This window comes from Streptococcus mitis (assembly GCF_008763935.1).
Lineage (GTDB): Bacteria > Bacillota > Bacilli > Lactobacillales > Streptococcaceae > Streptococcus > Streptococcus mitis_DB.
Genome location: NZ_VTQF01000001.1, coordinates 14463 through 35324, shown reverse-complemented (window position 1 = coordinate 35324; position 20862 = coordinate 14463). Strand labels below are relative to the sequence as shown.

22 protein-coding genes are annotated in these 20862 nt (G+C 40.0%); 2 read left to right on the top strand and 20 right to left on the bottom strand.

The genetic code is table 11. From position 1 onward, the window contains the following. Nucleotides 1-5: 5 nt before the first annotated feature. The 10 genes from F9B91_RS00165 to F9B91_RS00120 form a co-directional block, all read right to left on the bottom strand. A complete protein-coding gene (locus F9B91_RS00165) occupies nt 6-746 on the bottom strand; it encodes a class I SAM-dependent DNA methyltransferase (RefSeq protein ID WP_191962390.1) in 741 nt (246 codons plus the stop codon). Nucleotides 747-856: 110 nt separating this feature from the next. Further along, entirely contained in the window at nt 857-1210 is a 354-nt protein-coding gene (gene rsfS / locus F9B91_RS00160; RefSeq protein WP_049550925.1) for a ribosome silencing factor, read from the bottom strand. Nucleotides 1211-1222: 12 nt separating this feature from the next. After that, nucleotides 1223-1723 carry a cysteine hydrolase family protein gene (locus F9B91_RS00155; RefSeq protein WP_150922191.1) on the bottom strand — a complete coding sequence of 167 codons (501 nt, stop codon included), beginning with the start codon at nt 1721-1723 and terminating at the stop codon, nt 1223-1225. Continuing rightward, a complete protein-coding gene (gene yqeK, locus F9B91_RS00150; protein WP_150922190.1) occupies nt 1724-2317 on the bottom strand; it encodes a bis(5'-nucleosyl)-tetraphosphatase (symmetrical) YqeK in 594 nt (197 codons plus the stop codon). After that, nucleotides 2317-2946, bottom strand: a complete 630-nt coding sequence (locus F9B91_RS00145) for a nicotinate-nucleotide adenylyltransferase (RefSeq protein WP_150922189.1) — start codon at nt 2944-2946, stop codon at nt 2317-2319. Before F9B91_RS00145 ends, yqeK begins: the two co-directional genes overlap by 1 nt. A gap of 51 nt (nt 2947-2997) precedes the next feature. Next, entirely contained in the window at nt 2998-3309 is a 312-nt protein-coding gene (gene yhbY / locus F9B91_RS00140) for a ribosome assembly RNA-binding protein YhbY (RefSeq protein ID WP_000060169.1), read from the bottom strand. A gap of 213 nt (nt 3310-3522) precedes the next feature. After that, the gene (gene yqeH / locus F9B91_RS00135) at nt 3523-4629 is read right to left on the bottom strand and encodes a ribosome biogenesis GTPase YqeH (protein WP_150922188.1); all 1107 of its coding nucleotides are present in this window, start codon (nt 4627-4629) and stop codon (nt 3523-3525) included. Nucleotides 4630-4631: 2 nt separating this feature from the next. Next, the gene (locus tag F9B91_RS00130; protein ID WP_033689233.1) at nt 4632-5159 is read right to left on the bottom strand and encodes a YqeG family HAD IIIA-type phosphatase; all 528 of its coding nucleotides are present in this window, start codon (nt 5157-5159) and stop codon (nt 4632-4634) included. A gap of 16 nt (nt 5160-5175) precedes the next feature. Next, the gene (locus F9B91_RS00125) at nt 5176-6081 is read right to left on the bottom strand and encodes a magnesium transporter CorA family protein (protein WP_000242267.1); all 906 of its coding nucleotides are present in this window, start codon (nt 6079-6081) and stop codon (nt 5176-5178) included. A gap of 57 nt (nt 6082-6138) precedes the next feature. Next, nucleotides 6139-6699, bottom strand: a complete 561-nt coding sequence (locus F9B91_RS00120) for a mechanosensitive ion channel family protein (RefSeq protein WP_049500250.1) — start codon at nt 6697-6699, stop codon at nt 6139-6141. 151 nt (nt 6700-6850) lie between these two features. On the opposite strand from F9B91_RS00120, the gene sstT reads away from it, so the two are divergent. Beyond that, entirely contained in the window at nt 6851-8056 is a 1206-nt protein-coding gene (gene sstT / locus F9B91_RS00115) for a serine/threonine transporter SstT (RefSeq protein ID WP_150922187.1), read from the top strand. 68 nt (nt 8057-8124) lie between these two features. After that, nucleotides 8125-9078: an aromatic acid exporter family protein gene (locus F9B91_RS00110; protein ID WP_150922186.1), complete on the top strand. Its 954-nt coding sequence runs from the start codon at nt 8125-8127 to the stop codon at nt 9076-9078. Nucleotides 9079-9128: 50 nt separating this feature from the next. On the opposite strand, the gene asp5 is transcribed toward F9B91_RS00110, so the two are convergent. The 10 genes from asp5 to F9B91_RS00060 form a co-directional block, all read right to left on the bottom strand. Further along, entirely contained in the window at nt 9129-9353 is a 225-nt protein-coding gene (gene asp5, locus F9B91_RS00105) for an accessory Sec system protein Asp5 (protein ID WP_000569971.1), read from the bottom strand. A 4-nt stretch (nt 9354-9357) separates the two neighbouring features. After that, nucleotides 9358-9537, bottom strand: coding sequence for an accessory Sec system protein Asp4 (gene asp4 / locus F9B91_RS00100; protein ID WP_001287962.1), 180 nt, complete (start codon nt 9535-9537; stop codon nt 9358-9360). A gap of 1 nt (nt 9538) precedes the next feature. After that, nucleotides 9539-10876 (bottom strand): accessory Sec system glycosylation chaperone GtfB, encoded by a 1338-nt coding sequence (gtfB, locus tag F9B91_RS00095; protein WP_150922185.1) that lies wholly within the window; start codon nt 10874-10876, stop codon nt 9539-9541. After that, nucleotides 10869-12380 (bottom strand): accessory Sec system glycosyltransferase GtfA, encoded by a 1512-nt coding sequence (gtfA, locus tag F9B91_RS00090; RefSeq protein ID WP_150922184.1) that lies wholly within the window; start codon nt 12378-12380, stop codon nt 10869-10871. The genes gtfB and gtfA overlap by 8 nt, the downstream gene beginning before the upstream one ends. A 12-nt stretch (nt 12381-12392) precedes the next feature. After that, nucleotides 12393-14765 (bottom strand): accessory Sec system translocase SecA2, encoded by a 2373-nt coding sequence (gene secA2 / locus F9B91_RS00085; RefSeq protein ID WP_150922183.1) that lies wholly within the window; start codon nt 14763-14765, stop codon nt 12393-12395. Next, on the bottom strand, nt 14758-15198 hold the full coding sequence (gene asp3, locus F9B91_RS00080) for an accessory Sec system protein Asp3 (RefSeq protein WP_150922182.1): 441 nt from the start codon (nt 15196-15198) through the stop codon (nt 14758-14760). Before asp3 ends, secA2 begins: the two co-directional genes overlap by 8 nt. Beyond that, nucleotides 15195-16730: an accessory Sec system protein Asp2 gene (asp2, locus tag F9B91_RS00075; protein ID WP_191962374.1), complete on the bottom strand. Its 1536-nt coding sequence runs from the start codon at nt 16728-16730 to the stop codon at nt 15195-15197. The genes asp3 and asp2 overlap by 4 nt, the downstream gene beginning before the upstream one ends. Then, entirely contained in the window at nt 16714-18294 is a 1581-nt protein-coding gene (gene asp1 / locus F9B91_RS00070) for an accessory Sec system protein Asp1 (RefSeq protein WP_150922181.1), read from the bottom strand. The genes asp2 and asp1 overlap by 17 nt, the downstream gene beginning before the upstream one ends. A 9-nt stretch (nt 18295-18303) precedes the next feature. Next, nucleotides 18304-19521, bottom strand: coding sequence for an accessory Sec system protein translocase subunit SecY2 (secY2, locus tag F9B91_RS00065; protein WP_084886770.1), 1218 nt, complete (start codon nt 19519-19521; stop codon nt 18304-18306). Nucleotides 19522-19595: 74 nt separating this feature from the next. After that, the gene (locus F9B91_RS00060; RefSeq protein WP_084886772.1) at nt 19596-20792 is read right to left on the bottom strand and encodes a glycosyltransferase family 8 protein; all 1197 of its coding nucleotides are present in this window, start codon (nt 20790-20792) and stop codon (nt 19596-19598) included. Between the last annotated feature and the right edge of the window lie 70 nt (nt 20793-20862).

Here is a 20862-nt window from a genome sequence, read left to right as displayed (position 1 = left end):
ATCTCCTACTTCTGCGCCACAAAAAACCAACGGGTGCTGGTTTCTGTTGGCTCCTTGTCCTCAAAATCCGCATAGAGTTTGAAGGACTTAAAACCAGCCTGTTCCAGCAAAATATCATAGGTCAAAACCTCATAAGTCCTCTCCTCATGCACTTCATCGTGACGACTAAAGGAACCGTCAGCCTCCTTGATAAAAAAGGTCAATTCATGGATGATGGAGTGAGGTGCTTCGTCCTCGTAGGTATCCCAGAGCATGGCGAACTCTTCCGCATTTTCATGGTAAGAATAGCCTGGAAAAACTTCATCTGTCTGGTAGGTCGAGTGCACGTCAAAGATGAAAACTCCGTCTTCGTTGAGGGCATTATACACTTCCTTAAAAACGTCCCCTACTTCCACCTCATCCTGCATGTAGCAGATAGAGTCCGAATAACAAGTGACAAAGTCGTATTGACCTACCTTGGACAAATCCAGCATATTGCCTTCAATAAAATCAATCTTTTGCTTGTCTGAAGTAGCTCTCTTCTCAGCAATCTTCAACATATCCGCGCTCAAGTCAAGTCCAGTCACATCAAAACCAGCTTGAAAAAAGCGCACAGACTGGATGCCTGTCCCACAAGCCAATTCCAAAAGCTTCTTTCTATCCTTTGTCTTAGGCAAATGACGCAAAGAAAAATCCGTCCATTTATCATATAAACTATCATCCATCACAGCATCGTAAACAGCCGCAAAGGTTTCATAAGTTGCCATAATCATGATCCCAAGAGCCTCCATGGCAAACACCACTCGCCCTATACCTTTCTATCCAATTTTCTAAAATAAGCAAATAAAACCCAGTTGACTGCAACTGAGTTCGTCTTCTAAGCAAGAGCTTCTGAAATATCTACTGACTCTGCCTCATGCCATAGCTTCTCTAGGTTATAGTGGGCACGCATTTCTTCTGAGAAGATATGCACTACAACAGCACCTAGGTCCAGCAAAACCCAGCCTCCCGCTGCATCGCCTTCAACATGGCTACCTTTAAAGCCTGCTTCAGCTACTTTTTCACGGATGTTATCAGCGATAGCGTCCAACTGACGGCTATTCATTGAGCTAGTGATGACAAAATAGTCCGTCACACTAGTCAAATCTTGTACATCAAGTGCAAGGATATCCTCTGCACGTTTCTCATCAGCCGCTTTCACGACTAGTTCTAGTAATTCTTTTTCGTTCATTTAGTCCTCTTTCTAGAAAATATGTTTGTAATCTAGGACATCTGCAAAGCGACCCTCCCAAATGCCCTCATAAAATTCATTTATCGTTTCTGCTGGAATGTCTTTCCCATCAAACGTTGTGCAAGTTCCTTCTGGAATAATAAGCTGATAGCCATATTCAAAAGCAACCTTGACAGAGGTGTCCACACAATATTCTGTCTGCATACCACATAAAACTAATTTTTCAATCCCCTGTTTATCCAAGTATTCTTTTAAACCAGTTTCTTTGAAAATACTGTTATACTTCTTCTGAAAGACCTTTTCATTAGGTTTTCGGCTTAAAAGCTCAGATAACTGCCAATCTTCTGATGTTTGAGCTTCAGCGTTCTCAATATGTTGAACATAAATAATTTCGATATTCTTGCTTCTAGCCTGGTTTTGTAAATAAGAAATTTTGTCCAATAGACTATTTGTCTGAAAACCGGTTTCCACTAAAATATTCTGAACATCAATGATTATAAAAGCCGATTTCATTTAGTCCTCTTTCAAATAGTGCACAAAGGCATTATAGGTTTCAAGGGTTTGGGGATAAATGGGGAATCCCTGATGAGCTAGATGCTCCACGGTACGAGCTGTTTCGTAGGCCACAGCCTTATTGAGCGATAGCACAGCAATCTCACGCGCCACATCCACACCTGGAAAGGCTCGGTTGTGCTCGATATAGTCTGCAACATAGATAACCTTATCAAGATCAGTCATCTGACCAGCACCGACTGTATGGATTTCAATAGCTCGCAGGATTTCTGAATCATGCAAATCCAAATCTTCTTGAATCTTGTAGATGCCAACCATGCCATGCCAGACATTATTACCCCAGTTTTTGAGGTCAGGGTCTAGCTGATAACGGTCAATCAAATCCAGAAATTCCTGATCTGACAGCTTTTTAGCGTAGTCATGAAGAAGGCCTGCTAGTCCTGCTTTCTCGGCATCGACTCCGAATCGCTTCGCAAGCTCTATGGCTGCACGCTCCACACCCAAGCAATGAGTTAAGCGTTTTTCAGGTAGAAGCTCTGCCATTTTTTCCAACAAAGTATCTCGAGAGCAGTTGATATAGTCTTGATAGGCCATCAGTAGAGTCCCTCCTTCTCGATGTAGTCTAGCACCGGCTGAGGTAGGAGAAAGTTAGGTTTTCGACCTTGGGCAAGGAAGTCACGCACCATGCTGGACGAGATATCCATGAGGGGCACATCCACCCAGATAACTGGGTAAGAAGTTCCAGCCTTGTAGCGTGGGCGCTGAACCCCCACAAACTGAACCATGTCAACCAGCTCATCAATTCGGTACCACTTAGGTAGATAGTCCACCATGTCAGCACCGATGATAAAGTAATAATCCGTATCAGGATGTTGCTCTGTCAAAATCTTCATGGTGTCGTAGGTGTAAGAAATGCCCTTACGTTCCAACTCAATGGTTTCAATGGCTAGGCCGTCAATTCCCTCAATCGCTAACTCAAGCATCTTGAGACGATGGTATTCAGGAATGGTTTCCTTTTTATCAACATGAGGAGGTTGGTATTCTGGCATGAGCAGAACCTGGTCTAGTCCCAACTGTTGCCGCACTTGGTCCGCAACGATCAGATGGGCATTGTGAACAGGGTTAAAATTCCCCCCTAAAATCCCGACTTGCTTGCGTTTTTTCTCCTTGATTTCTGGCTCCAACTCTACTTTGGTAAAGGGAGTCAATAGTTCGATTGCCATAGGCTAGTCTCCTTTATTTCTCTGTAAAAACAGTTATTTGGAGTTTCGGTCTTAGATTTCTTTGACTTTTTTAGAAATCTTGCGATTTTCTTTCTTGCTAGATTGCTTAAACAAAATCAAGATGCGTCCGATTTTTTGGACTGTATCCACACCGATTTCTTCTTCCAAAATTTCAGCTACTTCGTGGATATTTTCATCTGTGTTTTGCAAAAGAGTAACCTTGATCAATTCACGTGCGTCAAGAGCCTGACGAACGCTAGTTTTGATTTGATCGTTGAGACCATTTTTCCCGATTTGGATGATGGGTTTGAGGGTGTGTGCCTGGCTGTTGAGGAAGGCACGTTGTTTTGATGTTAATGACATAATTTCTTTAAAAGAGTTTCTTTTTATACTTTTCTGAAGTGGTGACGGACGTCAGCAAAGTCCTTTGGACTTTCATGACTAAAATTTGAGCCTAAGGTCTCAAATTTTCCGCAGTTGGTACAATCACTTGTACCAACTGACACCACAGTGAAAAGTATTCGCTGTGGGCTCTCAGGGCACGCACGAATTTAGACAACCCTTTCCTTTCTGTGTTTAAATAATTGCTTTTCGTGTGACGACGGCGACGCCTTCTGGTGCCCAGACGGCGACTTTGGCGGTGCCTGTTACGCGGATCCAGCCGAGTCCAGAGATGACTAGGTCTGTCTTGTCCTTGATGGTAAATACATGCTCAACCAGTTTAGGAAAATCTTCTTTTTCCTTACTATTTGGTGGTGTTAGAAGGGTTCCAAGATGCTTGTCGTAAAAGGCACTAGCGCCTTCTAGCTTGGTACGGTGGAGTTTGAGTTCATTGTCAAAGAAAGCAGTAAATCCTTGTTTTTCTCCTGATATAAAGTCAAAACGTCCGAGACCTCCTAAAAACAGGGTTTGCTCTGGGTTAAGCTGATAAGTTTTAGGCTTGATTTCCTTTTTAGGGCTGACATACTTGAGGTTTTTAGCCGTCAAGTAGTGGGCCATCTGGTGACGGTGGATAATCCCCGGTGTATCGTAGATATAAGAACCGTCATCAAGCGGAATCTCGATCTTGTCCAAGGTTGTCCCTGGGAAGCGCGAAGTCGTAATGACATTCTGGTCACCCGTGATTTCTTGGATAATAGCATTGATAAGAGTTGATTTTCCAACGTTGGTTACACCGACCACATAGACATCGCGGCCCTTACGGTAGTGTTCAATCTTGTCAATGACTTCCTTAATGGCATGTTTGTTTTGTGCTGAAGTTAGGACGACATCGACTGGACGAAGTCCTTCTTCGTGGGCACGTTCCATGAGCCACTGGCTAATCTTGCCTGGTTTAACAGACTTGGGAAGGATATCTTTTTTATTTCCAACCAAGAGGACATCATTGCCCGAGACGAAACGTGGCAAGCCTGGGATGACAGAGCCATTAAAGTCAAAGATATCAATGACATTGACCACTAAGGCATCACTGTCTCCCACCTCGTGCAAGAGCTTTAGGAAATCATCGTCCGTCAACTGGACATCCGTGATTTCATTGTAGTGGCGGAGACGGAAACAACGTTGGCAATAAACTTCGCCAGTTTCCAAACCTTTTTCAAGTGCCGACTGGGGGGTGAAACCAAGACCAGCCTTATCTGTCGTCTGAATGGTTGCTCCACAACCAATACAGAGAATTTCTTCCATAGTTAAATTCCTTTTTTATATGTAATCGGTCCGTACTTTTCAGTGATTTTTCGCATGACACGGCGCTCGCGAGCCCGGTTGATCTGCGTCTTGATTGAGTCGTGTTGGACCAAGGGTTTGACTAAAATCGAGCGAATACCTGCACGGTGGGCTGCTCGAATATCTGTCATGAGCTGGTCGCCAACCATGACCACTTCACTTTTCTCATAGTGGAATTCCTTCATGGCACGATCAATCCCAAATGTGAAGGGCTTCAGAGCCCAATAAACGTAATCAATTCCAAATTTCTCAACTGCTCGTTGGACGCGTTTTTTAGTGTTATTTGATACCACAATGATGCGAATGCCCGCGTCCCGAAGATCATGTAGCCATTGCTTCATCTCTGGCGTCCCGTCAGGGTTGTTCCAAGCAATGAGGGTATTGTCCAAATCGACCAAAACAGCCTTGATTCCATGCGCCTGCAGGCTTGGGACTGTCAGATCATAGACTGCTTCCACAGCAAAGTCTGGCATGTAGTTTTCAATCACCATTTTGGCTCCTTTTCTTTTATTTTCTAGTAATTTTCTTCAGCCATTGAGATAAGGCCACCCATAAAATCAAGCTAGTCATTAAGATATAAATCCAAGCATTTGGCTCTTCTGTAAATGGTAGAGGAACATTCATTCCGAAGAAACCTGTAATAACCGCAAGTACTGCTAGTAAGACGGAGATAATAGTCAAAATTGACAAACTATCATTCAAGTTATTGTTTAGGATGTTGTTGTAAGAAGCTGAGAGTTGTTGCAAGACTTGAGAAATCAAGTCTGTCATAGACACCAACTGATGGGCTTCAATCATGGCATCATCAAACTGCTCTCGTTCGACATCATTAAATCTCCGATAAAGAGCATGGCCCTGGATATGTTCCAAGAGGAGTCGATTTTGTTTTGCTGCTGCTGTCAAGTAAACCATACCAGTCTCCAAGTCAGAGAGGGCGAAGAGATTTTTCTTTGTTGTAGTTTGACGTAGCAAGGCACTAATTTCGTCCTTACTTTTATCCATCTCTTCAATGACAGGATAATAAGCGTTACTGATAATCTCTAAACCAGCAAAGAGAAACTTGTAAATAGAAAGCGACTCATGGCTATCCAGATAAGCTGACATCTGATCAATGACATAAGCATTCTTATGGTTGCTGATGGTAATCATTCGTTGTCTTTCGACGATAAAGGTCATGGGAATCGCTTCATAATATTCTTTGTCTTTTTCTAAATCAAGAACATTATAAATAAAGGTTACCGTCTCCGTTTCACGGTTATAATCCATATGAGCTCGTTCATTTCTATCCAGAGCATACTCAATGGTTTCCTTGTCCAATCCATAGATGTCAGAAAGATCTTCCATATTTTTAATCTTATCCACATCAAGGTCTATCCAGGTACAACCATTGCCCAACTGCTTTTCTAAAACCATCTTTTCTCCTTTATTAAACTCTTTCTATTGTACCACAAATTACTTAAAATAACAGGTCTAGTCTGTGCGTGAGAAATTGCTGACGACGGTGATATTCCGATTGGGAACGAAGTGCAGAACCTGATCTTCTCCTCTGAGTTGCGTTGTTCGAATGCCGACACTGACAACCTTGCCCGATACGGTAATAGGACCATTTGTCAAAACGACCTCATCTCCCACATCCAGTTGACGTTCAAAGAGGATGAAAAAGCCATTGATGACATCAGATAGAAAGCCTTGGGCTCCCATCCCAATAGCCACCCCAGCAATCCCAGCCCCTGCCAGCAAACTAGAAACTGGCAAACCTAAAATCGACAAAATGCAGTAAAGCAAAAAGAAATAAAGGGTATAATTAAACACATTTTCTAACAGACGTGAGATGGTTTTCTGACGCCCGATATCATGACGAGACATTTTTAAAGAAGGTTTAACAATTCTCTGCACCATGGTATGAAGTAGTTTCTTAGCTATATAGAATAGCAAAAATAGAAATAACAGAGAAATTAACTTGGTTAAGATATTCTCAATAATCGTTGTTATATCAAGCTTATTGAGGTAGGTTTGAATAAATTCTTGCATAGAAAACTCCTTTCATTTATTATACCATACTTTCACAAGTGATGAATCTCCATAAATATTCAAAAATAATAGCCAAAATAGACAGAAAATTCTTGATTTTAGCTCATATTTATACTATAATCATAAACATTACACAACAAAGGAGATTGTTATGAAAAAAATCATTCATGCTTGGAATAAGGCAAGCCTAATCAAACGGATTTTGATTGGTATGCTTATTGGAGGAACCCTAGGGCTGACACTTCCTAACATTTCAGGAATTGGTTTACTTGGAGATCTCTTTGTTGGTGGCCTCAAAGCCATCGCACCTATTCTAGTCTTTGCCCTCGTTGCCAATGCCCTTTCCCAACATCAAAAGGGTCAAGATAGCAACATGAAAACGGTTATCCTCCTTTACTTGGTGGGAACCTTTGCAGCGGCACTTGTTGCTGTCCTAGCAAGCTTCATCGTCCCTGTTGAGATTACCTTAAATAGTGCCAATACAGAAATCGCACCACCAGATGGAATTGGCCAGGTCCTCAGCAACCTCTTGCTCAAACTGGTTGACAACCCAGTCAATGCCCTTGTCACAGCCAACTACATCGGTATCCTATCCTGGGCAGTTGTTTTCGGGATTGCTATGAGAGAAGCCAGCAAAAATAGTAAAGAATTGCTGAAAACCATAGCTGATGTGACTTCTAAGATTGTCGAATGGATTATCAACCTAGCTCCATTTGGTATCCTTGGTCTTGTCTTCAAAACCATCTCTGATAAGGGAATCGGAAGCCTCGCTAACTACGGAATCTTGCTTGCCCTCTTGGTGACAACTATGTTCTTTGTCGCTCTGGTTGTCAATCCATTGATTGCCTTTCTCTTTATGAAGAGAAATCCTTATCCCCTCGTTTGGAAATGTTTGCGTGTCAGCGGTGTTACAGCCTTCTTTACTCGTAGTTCTGCGGCGAACATCCCTGTCAACATGAAACTTTGTCACGACCTCGGTCTGGATCCAGATACCTATTCTGTTTCTATCCCACTTGGTTCTACTATCAACATGGCCGGGGCAGCGATTACTATTAACATTTTGACCCTTGCTGCAGTAAATACTTTGGGAATCCCTGTTGACTTTGCAACAGCCTTTGTCCTCAGTGTAGTAGCAGCTATCTCAGCCTGTGGCGCTTCTGGTATTGCGGGCGGTTCCCTCCTTCTTATCCCAGTTGCTTGTAGCCTTTTCGGTATTTCTAACGATATTGCCATGCAAGTTGTTGGGGTTGGTTTTGTGATTGGGGTCATCCAAGACTCATGTGAAACAGCCCTCAACTCTTCTACAGACGTCCTCTTTACTGCCGTTGCCGAATACGCAGCAGCCCGTAAAAAATAATCTATAAAGACAAGCCTGCTCAGGTCTTGTCTTTTCCGCTTTTATTCTAGTCTTATTAGGAAATTCTTATGTCTATTAGCCAACGTACGACCAAGCTCATCTTAGCCACCTGTCTTGCCTGTCTTCTTGCTTATTTTCTCAATCTCTCCTCAGCAGTTTCAGCCGGAATCATCGCCCTCTTGAGCCTATCCGATACCCGTAGAAGCACCTTAAAACTGGCCCGCAATCGGCTCTTTTCCATGCTTCTAGCTCTGGCTATTGGGGTTTTGGTCTTTCACTTGAGCGGATTTCATATCTGGAGCCTTGGCCTCTATTTGGCCCTATACGTTCCTCTAGCCTACAAGATGGGCTGGGAAATTGGCATCACACCAAGTAGCGTTTTGGTTAGCCACCTCTTGGTGCAAGAATCAACCTCTCCAGAACTCCTAGTCAACGAATTCCTTCTCTTTGCTATCGGTACTGGATTTGCCTTGCTTGTTAATCTCTACATGCCTTCACGAGAAGAGGACATCCAGCATTACCACACATTAGTAGAAGAAAAGTTAAAAGATATCCTCCAGCGCTTCAAATATTATTTATCCAGAGGGGATGGACGCAACCGAGCACAACTGGTTGAAGAATTAGACACCCTTTTGGAAGAAGCCCTCAGACTGGTCTATTTGGATCACTCTGACCACCTCTTTCACCAGACCGATTACCATATTCACTATTTTGAGATGAGACAGCGACAAAGTCGCATCCTGCGAAACATGGCCCAGCAAATCAACACCTGTCACCTAGCTGCCAGTGAGAGCCTGATTTTGGCCCAACTCTTTTCAAAAATTGCAGGTCAACTGAGCCAGACCAATCCTGCTTCTGATTTGCTAGATGAAATTGAACGTTATCTGGAAGTCTTTCGGAACCGCAGTCTACCCAAGACAAGAGAAGAATTTGAAACCCGTGCCACACTTCTTCAACTCCTACGTGAAGCAAAAACCTTCATCCAAGTAAAAGTTGATTTTTACCAAAAATATGGACAGTAAAAAAGAAAACTTCAGACCAATCACAAAAGGTGAATATCTGAAGTTTTCTTTTATTTGTAAGTTAGCACCATAAAGGTTAGTAATAAGACAAATAAGGCCAAACTCACCAATAAGGTGAGCACCTTTACCAAGGTGTTGCTCTGCCAGTAACTTGGTTTACCAATATTACTAGTGGCATCCATGGAAAATAGTTGATTTTGACGGGGTTGTATAGTTACCAATACAATCAAAGCAAGAGATAGGATAATAGCTAAAACAATTAGTATTTCAATCATAGATCTACCTCAAAATTCCCAGCAAAGTAAAGAGCAAACCAATCAGAATCATCAAACCCAGTAAGAGTGAAAAAGTCTTACTAATCTTTTCCCCTCGGGTTTCTTTTTCCTTCTTGATGGGTTTTTGTTTCAACTCTTCCATGCGGCCTTCAACGTCTTTGTAAAATAAATCTTCCTCTGACATGTTAGCCTCCTAAAACAGTTTGCAAGGTTTCCTGATATCGCACCAAGTCAACATAGTTGGCATGTTGGCCTTGTTTGCCAAGTGCCTGACGCATTTGATCAACATCTGAAAGAGCCAGTTTAATGGTCTCAACCAAAGCAGAAACTTCACTACTTTCAAATAGATGATCAGGAGCGATATAGAGTCTATTGTGTACCGTTTGGTTGAATCCCAGAATCAAGAGATTGTGCTCAAAGGCCTGACGCACTGCCTGCAACAACTCATTGCTGTGATTGATATCCAAATAAATATCCGATAGTTGATACAACTCCTGAATCTTCTGTGGACTAGCGTTCTGGTAAAGGACCAAATTAGGATAACGAAGCATGTCTAAGAGCTTAGAAGACATCTCTGTCACTGCTGCGATACGGAAAGTGACATCAGGCAGGGCTTCTACGATTGCTTCCACTTGCTCAATCTGATCTGAATTAGTCAAGATTAAGGCATCTCTTCGAAGGAAATTATCACGTTTAAACTGATAATGGTAACCCAAGTGCACAAACTGATCATGGTATTTCTCGTCAGTCAACTCTAAAGCGCGCTCATAAGTCGCCTTGTTGGGAATGATAATCTTCTTAGTACGCACGTCATCACTTTCCAAAATCAACTGCATATTGCCTGGAATAGCATCATAGAGAGGTTCCTGCCAAACCAAAACATCTGAACCAGATTTATCTGGATGATGGAAGGAAACCAAGAAAGCAGTAGCTAGAGTATTAAAGACAATCTGATGCTTATCTAGCTCCAAATCTTGTAAGAAGAAGGTGAGAAATTCTACTCGATTGGTAAAGTAACGCATGGACTGACCAGGTAAGGTCAATAAGATGTCACCCGTCACATGGTTTTCAAGTAATACCTTTTGGCCATTGACATCTTGGTAAATCGTCATAATCGGCTCACTATCTGCGCTATAGGTCGTTGTAGCAAAACAAGCTCCGAAACGATTGTAATGATCAACTTGACGGACTCGACCTTCCAGGTCTTTCCAATCTACTTGCTTAACCAAGCGAGCCTGCATTCCGTCAGCATAATGAATGACGGCTCTCTCCTGCGTCATATCTTCAATACGAGCAGACTGATTATTGCCTGAAATTTCCCAAAAAGCTGGAACAGGAACTTGGTTGAAATAGAGAGGTTTTCCCTTTTCATAGCCTAGATAATAGGTAAAAGGAGAAACCAGACCATCAGGCAGAAAGCCATCTGCATCGATGACCACTCCAAGTTGAGAAAGACCAGTAGCTACTAAACTTTCATGTAAATCTCGACTTTCCTGACTATAACGATCATAAAGTTCAATCATGAAGCACCTCCTCTACTGTTCTCTTCCATTTTTCTATAATTTCTTTGGTTAAGAAATCTTCTGCAATTTGATAAGAATGGGCACGCATGGCTTCCAAACGATTTTCTTGATACAGTTGGCAAATCTTAGCTGCAAAAGCTTGCCTGATTTGGTCCTCCACATGGTCAGATGAACTTGGAATCAGATAACCATTTTGCCCATCCTCTATAAAAGTCTGATTACCATAAGGCACATCAAAACCGATGAGAGGGAGACCCGAACCAATCGCTTCCATCAGGGTCAGACCAAATCCTTCGCTGGTTGAAGCCGTCAAGTAGACCTCATACTGGCTATAAATCTGCGAAAGTTCCGCATGTCCCTTGAGATGGATATAATCCTCAGCCTGATGCGTTGTAATAATTTCTCTAAGCAGAGAATCTTCTCCACCACTACCATAGATATCAAAGGTTAATTCAGGAATTTCCTTACGAGCTTCAATGACCGCCTTGACCAACCAGTCGATATGTTTTTCTTTGGCCAGACGCGAAGCGGTAATTAAAGAAAAGGGCTTACGTCCCTGACTTGACTCCGTCAAGGAATTAATACTTCCTACAGGAATGGTAACAATCTTTGGGCGATGCTGGGTGTATTTGGCAAATTGCTCTTGTAGAACTTCCTTTTGTCTATCAGTAGACACGATAAAGAAGTCAACCTTATCTGCATTGGTAAACTGATAGTCATAATAGTTATTCCAAAGGATATAGTCCTCATTTGTAGCATTTTCACTATAATGCTCCGCATGAACAACTACCGCTAGATGCGCGGCCTGTGCTTCCTCAAACACAACCTGACCAATGCCTGTCTCCCTATCCAGAATGACCAAATCAGACTTGTTCAAATTCAAGGATTTCATAAAAGCACGCATGAAAGCTGGCTTCCCATAGAAAATCTTATCCTTGAAACGGTAAACCTCTTCCTTACCTTGATTCATCAAGATATCATAGGCCGGAGTTCCGTCTTCATTGTAGAATGTCCGTTGATATAGCACTGCAACATTGTCCTTGGGAGCAAAGTATTCGGTACAATAACGAGTATAAGAAAAGTAATCCTTACGAATCAAATTTCCTTTAAAAACATACTCAGCATGTTGAACCAAATCCTTATTTTCATCAACCAAATAACAGGTTACAAACTTATCTTGGTCAGAAAAGAAGACACGTAAAACCTTACCATTCTTTTCTCTACGACTTTCCACACCGCCAAAGTAAGCCAAGACCTCATCTACTGTTACACTTGTTGGTGCAATCTTAATATCTGTAAAGTGATTATATAGCCAAATAACTTGATCATCATCAAAACCAATATTGGCTGTTAAATGCTGAATATTATCGGCTAAAATCATATCTGTAAAGATAAACTTAGAAGACAGATTTAGACTTCTAAAAATACCAGCACGATAGGCTTGGGCATATTCAACACCACTGCTAGCCCAGCCAATTCCTAAATTTATATTATAAATCGTCATATATTCCTCTTCTTATGGGAAATGAGTAATAATCTCACCCTTTGGAGTGACCTCAACCAGCCCCATCAGGAGATTTCGTACCATATCAGCACGAATTTGCTCTTTCATCGCTTCAAAGCCTGCATAGGCTTCTTGATAATATTCTACAATTGGGTTTTTCTGTGCAGCAGATTGGCCACCGATAGCCATAGATAATTGTTGTAGATAGTCTACTTGCTCCACCCAGTTATCATCAATAGCCTTAAGTAGAGAGAGTCGTAAATACTGTTCATACAAGTCGTGTTTCTCCAGTAATTCCTTCTTTTCAGAGAGTTCTCTATTCACAACTTGTCGAATAAAAGAGCGGACTTGTTTCTGATTAGCTAAGTCTAGATTATCTGGAATTTCCTTTACATGGAAACTGATATTGGTAACAATAAAGTGAAACAGTAATTCACGACTGGCATAGTGTTCAGCCGCTACCTCTTCTGTATATCTCTCAATGATATCCACAACTACATCTTCTAAGTCACGAGAACCATCTATTAGACGATTGCGTTCCTTGTAAACCATATCACGTTGGATATTCATGCTCTCAGCATACTCTAAGGTCTGACGACGTGCCGAACGTCCAGCACTATCACTTGCTTGTTGAGCTTTTTCAACTAATTTCCGATACTTACGACCTTTGAGAATTTCTGGTTGCATCATATCTTGAACTTGGTAATCTTTATACTTCTTGTGAACCCAAGATGGACCAAATTTCTTAATAACATCATCTTCTAAGGATACAAAAAACTTACTCATACCAGGATCTCCCTGACGGCCAGAACGTCCACGAATTTGCAGGTCGATCCGCTGACTTTCCATCCGCTCAGTTCCAATAACAATCAAGCCACCAAGTTCTGCGACTCCCTTACCCAGTTTGATATCCGTACCCCGTCCTGCCATGGAGGTTGCCACTGTCACAGCCCCCATCTGACCTGACTCGGAGATAATCTGAGCCTCACGCGCCGCATTATTAGCATTTAGGACATTATGAGCAATTCCTTCACGTAATAAAAGAGATGAGTAAAGATGTGACATCTCAACTGATCCGACAAAAACGAGCAAAGGATTCCCCTTAGCATGGTATTCTTTGATATACTCCAAAGAAGCATACACTTTTTCAGGTAAAGTGACATATAGATTATCTGGATAGTCAATCCGTTGTCTAGGACGATTGGTTGGAATCCGAATAACAGCCATATTATAAGTCTCAAGAAATTCTTTTTCTGCTACCTTTCCTGTCCCCGTCATTCCAGATACTTTTTTAAACATCTTAAAGAGACTTTGATAGGTAATGGAAGCCATAGCTCTCGTTTCAGGAGACAACTTCACGTGTTCCTTTGCTTCAATGGCCTGATGAAGTCCTCCCTGCAGTTTGGTCATTTCCATTAGACGGCCTGTTCCCTTATCCACCAGTACCATTTCATTCCCACGAATGATATAGTCCTTATCTTTGGTAAAGAGTTTATGGGCTCGAATCGCATAAACTAAATGACGAGCAAAGGAAGCATGTTCTTCCTTATATAAATTATCAATCCCTAGGAAACTTTCAGCAGACTTAGCACCCTTAGTAGTAAACCAGACCTCTTCCTTCTCCTCTTTGAAAATATAATCCTCTCCTTCGACCAGCGTTGTCACCAGTGTATCAATGATTGCATAGTAATTTGACTGAACACGAGGAGAACCCGCAATAATCAAAGGAGTTTGTGCACTATCCAGCAAGATATCATCAATTTCATCAATAATGACATAGTTAAAAGGTCGCAAAAACTTACCTTCTTCATTCGAAGACAAATTATCATTTAGGTAATCAAAACCTAAATTACTATTGGTTGTGTATATGATATCCGAAGCATAAATAAGCTTCTTTTCTTCAGATTTCATTTCCTTTTTGGGATCCCCTGTAAATGGGACCCCAATAGTCAAGCCTAGGAAACGATAAACTTGGCCCATTTCCTCTGCATCACGCTTTGATAAATACTCATTAGGCGTAACAACCATCACACCTTCTCCTGAAAGAGCGTTCAAATAGACAGGCATGGTGGCTGTTAGGGTTTTCCCTTCCCCTGTGTTCATCTCAGCAACATTTCCATAGTGCATGACAATAGCTCCCATGACCTGAACATCATAGGGGAACATCCCTAAAATCCGCTTGTCTGCTTCACGCACCACTGCAAAAGCTTCTACTAAAAGGTCATCTAGACTTTCTCCCTTGGAAAGACGCTGACGAAACTCCACAGTTTTAGCGACCAATTCTTGATCCGAAAGAGAGGACATCTTGCCTTTTAAGGTATTGATCCTCTTTAAAATATTTTTCACTTTCCTAAGCTGGAAATCTTGACCTAAACGTCTAAACACTTCTAATCTCCTTGATAGAAAAATGATAAAAAGTTAAAGTTTCAAAACCAGCACTTAAAAGAGAAACTTGATAAGTATAACTATCCTCTGGATAAGTAAATATAAAATCTTTCACTTTTTCTACCTTTTCTTCTAAAATATCACCATAGCGGTCAAAAAAAGTTATCTTGGTATAAACACCATTTTCAGGCTGACAATCAAAAACCAGTGATAGTTGATACTCCTGATTTCTTTTTAGTAAGGGAAGCTGTGGCTGAGTCCGTGCAGCCTGGTAATTGACACTAGAAAGCCAAGTCTTGAGAATCTCCCCAGATGGCAATAGAGGATTATAGAGCCGAATACTTTTGTCAGGGTAATAAGATACAGTTGATCCGTACATATAAGTCCCACCAACTTCTCCCCAATGAATAGACTGTCTCTGTGTGATAATCATTCTTTCTCCCTTCCAAAACCACTTGCTAGTACCATTCGATAAAAGTGAAGAAACCAAGCAATATTGGTATCTGTATCATCATTGTGTCGTCCAGCAGTTCCTTTAGATAAAATCTTGGCACCTGTATTACATAAATAAGTAACTAGATTCTCATAAGCCTGAGGATCCATATCTTCATCCTTCATGTAGGACAAACCAAAGGTTGTCTTTGAAAAATTTGCTTGTTTAAATACTTTCCAAAAACGCTGGTCTAACTCCAACATGTGATTTAGGCTTACTCCTCCAGTTTGATGTTTTAAAACATCAAAACTCGTAGGAAAAACTCTAGGACTTGCTAAACGTCCGCGGCTAGCTATGGTTCCTAAGTTTGCCAAGGGCTTACCAACTATAATAGCATGAGGTTCAAAAGAAGCACCATAATAGAGAGCCGGAAACGTTCCCATAGAAAGGCCTGATAAAATCAAATCCTTGCGATCAAAGCCTAAATAATCAAGATAATGAGCAATCGTCTCTTTGACCTTTCCCTCTAGCTCATCAGTTCCTAGATAAAAAGCGCCCCCCTCTAAACGTGGATCAGAAAATAAAATGAAGGGACATCCTAGAGTTTTCATCATAAAGTAACCCTCGAATCCTTCTGCAGGTCGATAACCTGCAAAATAGATAGCTAAAGGCGGTTTAAAATCACCTGGATGGAAGAAATAGTTTATTTCATCACGCTTGGAATCATGTAGGATATTTCCACCAAGAACAAACTTACCAAATTGTTTTCGACTCCAACGTTGGTGAAGATTACCTAGTTTGATAGTTCCATGACCTCTTGCTTCAACGGATATCGAGAGAAAGTAATCTCCATCTCGACTATCCATAAAAAGTGCTTGCTCCAAGTCTTTTTCAGACACTATTGTCTCTTCAAAGAAATCATCAACAGAGCCACTCCATATTTTACGAATAACCAAACGAAAGTCACAATTTCCTTGCTTTTCATATTCAAGCCACAACTCAATAGGGAGTGTTTTTTGAACCACTATATTATAAGCCCAATAGGCAAGTTGGGTAAAATCTTGTCCAAATCCACCTTCCAAACCGACATAATCCAATCCTTGATAAGAAATAGCCCCTGTAAAATTTGGATTCACTTGTAGCGTCGAAGGAAAGAGTTTATCACCATAACCACCGCCAAAAAGAGATTTACTCAAATCATTGATTAATTGTTGGGGACTTGAAAAATCAATTGCTTGTGCACATCGTTTTTTTAGAAAATCCACCATCTCTCTATCATTTATTTGTAGATTCTGGTCATAAAATAAAGTATAAGGTTCAAAATATTTTACAAAGGAAAATAAGTCTTTAGCATACTGAGCATCTTCAATTAAAACTGCATGAAAACGGCTAATATCCTCTTTTTCTATTATTTCACGAAGGGCTTCTGATGAGTTTGGGTAAAAATGATACCAACTCATATTTTCAGGTATATCATAATGATTTCCCCAATTGGTAAGTCCTATCTGTAAAATATTAAGTTCCTTTGACATTTTTAACCTCCTCTATCCATTTCTCTAATTTTCCAAGAAATTGTTGTCCAGTGTGCTCCTTAATCTTATCAATCGAATAAATCAAGGACTCATTCCACTCTTTCAACCTATCTGTGTAATAATGTGCAGCCGTAGAAAATTCTGTCAAATCTGTCAACAAATAACCATTTTTTAAATGTTCAACATAGACGGTTTCAACTAGGTTGATTTGAGGAATTCCTGCACTAATCCCAGCTATCTGTGTATAGAGATGAGGATGTCTATTCAAATCCACAATCAAACGAACAAATTCTAGTGTTCTTATCAAATCTAACTCATCATTTAAGTTGACAAACTGCAAGCGTAAGTCCTGGTGTTGGTTTTCTTCCAGAGGATTTTCTGCATTACCATAATCAATCGCCTTTCCCAGACTTTCAGATTGAATGTTTTCTTGTATTAAAGACTCAACAATCCCTTCCACCTCATTCATTTGCTCCTGACTAGCAGCAAAAGCTCCAAAAATCACCTCAGTATCTTTATTTTCAGCGACAAAGGACAAGACTTGAAGCAGGGCTTGACTATCAATCCCCTGCTCAAAATCCAGTTGATAGTAAATGATGGATTCTTTCTTAGTTTGGCTTCGTCCCAATCGTAATCGGGTGTCAAAAGATGATAAATGATAAAATTGATGCATTCGTTCAGGATACAACTCCTGCAACAATCGTAAACTATCCTCTCTATCCACCAAAATCAAATCCGATTTTTCAAAAGTTAAATCTAAATCCCTAAAGGTATCTTGAGGATTACGCCCAATAAAAAGACTCAACAGTTTCGGATTTTCTCTAGGTAAACGGTCTAATACTAGCTGGTCATGATGAGAATGAGAAGGAACCATAAAAATATCCTGATCCTTCACATATTTTTGCAGATAATTCTCAAAAAATTCTGCCACCAAGTCTCCCATATTTTGATAGATAAGCGCTTTAAAGCGGTAACCAAAAATGGGATTAACTTCTACCCGTCCGCCTTCTTTTAAATGCTCTCTAAATTGCCACACTCCCTTGGGATTCAGATATTCTTGATAGGCTGCTTGCCCATCTTCAAAAAAGATAACACTCGATACAAATCCACGATCATCCATGATATAGTGCATATGTATTTGATCATTCGGTTCAAAATACTGTATATCACTGATGAAGCCTTCAACCCCATGTTCAACCTTAGCGAATTTCTTCCCATTTTTTTGAACGATAATAGTAAAGGGACTATAAATAAATTCACAGTCATTATCCCACTCAATATCTCTAATGGTTAAAACTTGGGTATGGAGATTATGAAAATCTTGCATAACATCAAAAACGGAATAAGTATCCGTTTCTAACACCCCATGTCTATGTAAAAAATAACGTAGATGAGGCTGGTAAGCTAATACTAATAGACGAGAATCTATATCTTGCCTTTGAAGGAGGCGAATCTGATGAAAGGTATCATCAAATTCAAAACGAAAATGAGAAAAATACCATGGAGTGATAGTTGCATGCCATGTTCTTTCTGAACCATACCAAGCTGGAATAAAATAATACATAAAATTCTCCTAAATTAAGGGTTTATAGGTTTCATTTAACCTTAAAGCCTTGACCTCGTCTCCAATCGTAAAAATCATGCCCCCAAACATCATAAACAAGCCTGGAATCATTGCCAATCTTAATAACCTTTCATCAAACAAAACAAAAAGCATGGGACCACCTGCCATGATCACATTAAAGAGACCACCTATGACTGAGAAACGAAGGACCAATCGATTAATAAATCGACTAGTGTCCTCACCTGGATAAATTCCATAGATGTATTCGCCAGATTTTTTCATGCGGTCTGCAATCTCTTCTCCATTCATAGTAACAAATGCAAAAATGATACTAAATAAAAATAAGACCGAAATATAAACATAGACCCACAAAGGCTTCCCAACAATAAATTCCTTTGATAAAGCCACTAGCCCTGAATGATTAGGGAAGATAAAACCCAGCAAGATGAACAGATAAGTTGGTACACTCAGGAAACTCATCACATACATATAAGGCATCCCACCTGCAGGATTCAACATAATTTCGAGATAAGAATAGCGTTTAAAACGATTATGTAAGCCAATTTTATTAACAGGAACCAAATAGCGAGCTCGATACATAATGGCAAGCAAGTAAGAAAATATAATGGTCATAAAAACAAGCAAGACAACAATTCCTGTAGGGATATGAACCAGTTTAAAAGTTTCAATAACATCCTGAGGGATATTTAAAACAATGCTGGATAGGAGGATTACAATAGAACCACCAATACCCATACTAGCATTTAAATCTGACAACCAAACCAGAAAAATTGTTCCTGCTATCAGCAACAAGGTATTCATTAGAACAACCAAAATTGCCGAGTAGGGGGATTGTACTGGTAAGCTCAAGCTAACCGCCAAGGATTGAATAACAGCTATCAGCAAGGTCAGATACATTTTTCGGCGATCTTGAATTTCAATCGCTGTAGAACTTAGCCCCAATTTTTTAGAATAAGAAAACATCTGCCACAAAATTATTGCAGACATCCAAGGTGATAATCCTATAGAAAAAATAGATAAACTTCTTAGGTTTCCACCTGTAAGGGCTGCTGAAAAAGCTAGGTAGGCTGTTGAACCACCTAAGAAATCTTTGGAATTCAAATCAACAAAAGGGAGAGTAATACGACTTCCCAATACATAGATAAACAGTAGAAATAAGGTAAATAGTCCTTTTTTTACTGCTATAGACGAATAAATCTTAGTCACAAAATACTCCTTTATTTGCTTTGGGGTCAAATCTCACTTTTATTATATATTATTCTTACACTAAATGATAAAGATCAGACTTCTAATTTCCTTAAGACTCTGGACATTTCTTCAGGTCTATCTACAGAAAAAATACCATCATACATACTATCATCAGATGACTTTCTAGTATTTTCAAAAGTAAAGATTTTTCTTCCTCTCTCTCTAGCTTTAGACAAAACATCGAAGACCTCAGCCCCATGGTTAATATCTAGATAGAGAGTTGCATCATCTAATAGCCATTCTATCCTTTTATGAATAATATTTTGATAAATAGTTACATTTTTATACATAGAAAGATTAGTTAAAGCAGATGCACAATACACTGGAGCAGCAATATGAAAATGCCAATCAGGTAACTCACGAATTAAGAACTCTAAATGCTCTACTTCTAATACCCATGTTGCAACAAAAGCATTCTTCTCAGATTGCTTTGATCGTACAAAATAATCAAGGTTAGAATATTTAAAAGCAATCTCAGTCCAATCTAGGTCTCTATACACCCACCATAATTCACGTAATCTAGATATACTGTATGTATTCCATGGCTTATCATGACTAGCATAGTGAACAATTGTAGGTGGATTGTCATCCAAACGTTCACACTCCTGATCTAAACGATAAATATCAACACCAACCATATAGTTATAATTTTCTTCTAATGGTAGCCATTGATTTTCAAAGTAAATATTCAATATACTCTGATCCCCAAGATGAACAGCTTGATTCTGCCCAGCTGCTAATTCCAATAAACTATTAACTATAGAATGTTCTTTCCACTTTGCAACATCCATTAACAAAACTCCAGAATTAAATCCAGATTTTCGTCCTTCATAGGCATAGACATCATCAACAGCTCCAATAGAATGTCCTTTTAAATCTATCAGAAATAGCGAAGTTAATTCCCCAGTTACGATGATATCAGAATCCAAATACAATACTCTGTCAGATTCAACCACTTCTGTCGCAAAAAATCTAAAGTAAGAAGCATAGTTTAAATGTGGCCCTGTTTTATAGTCTTCAAAAAGTTCTCTATCAATGTGTACATTATGGATTGTTGAATTTACAACTTCCATTTTTCTCCCCAATAATTTGAACCATTCAGGAGCTATATCACTATTAAGAATATAAAAATCAACATCTCTATTGTGATACAAAACAGACTTTATAGTCGTCTCTAAAGGAATAAGATAGGCATTATCTGCCGCTAATACAATAGATTTTCTAGTCATTTCACACCTCTCATTACTAGTTGCTAAATACTGCATCTTATAAATTATTTATTAAATATTTACAATAGAT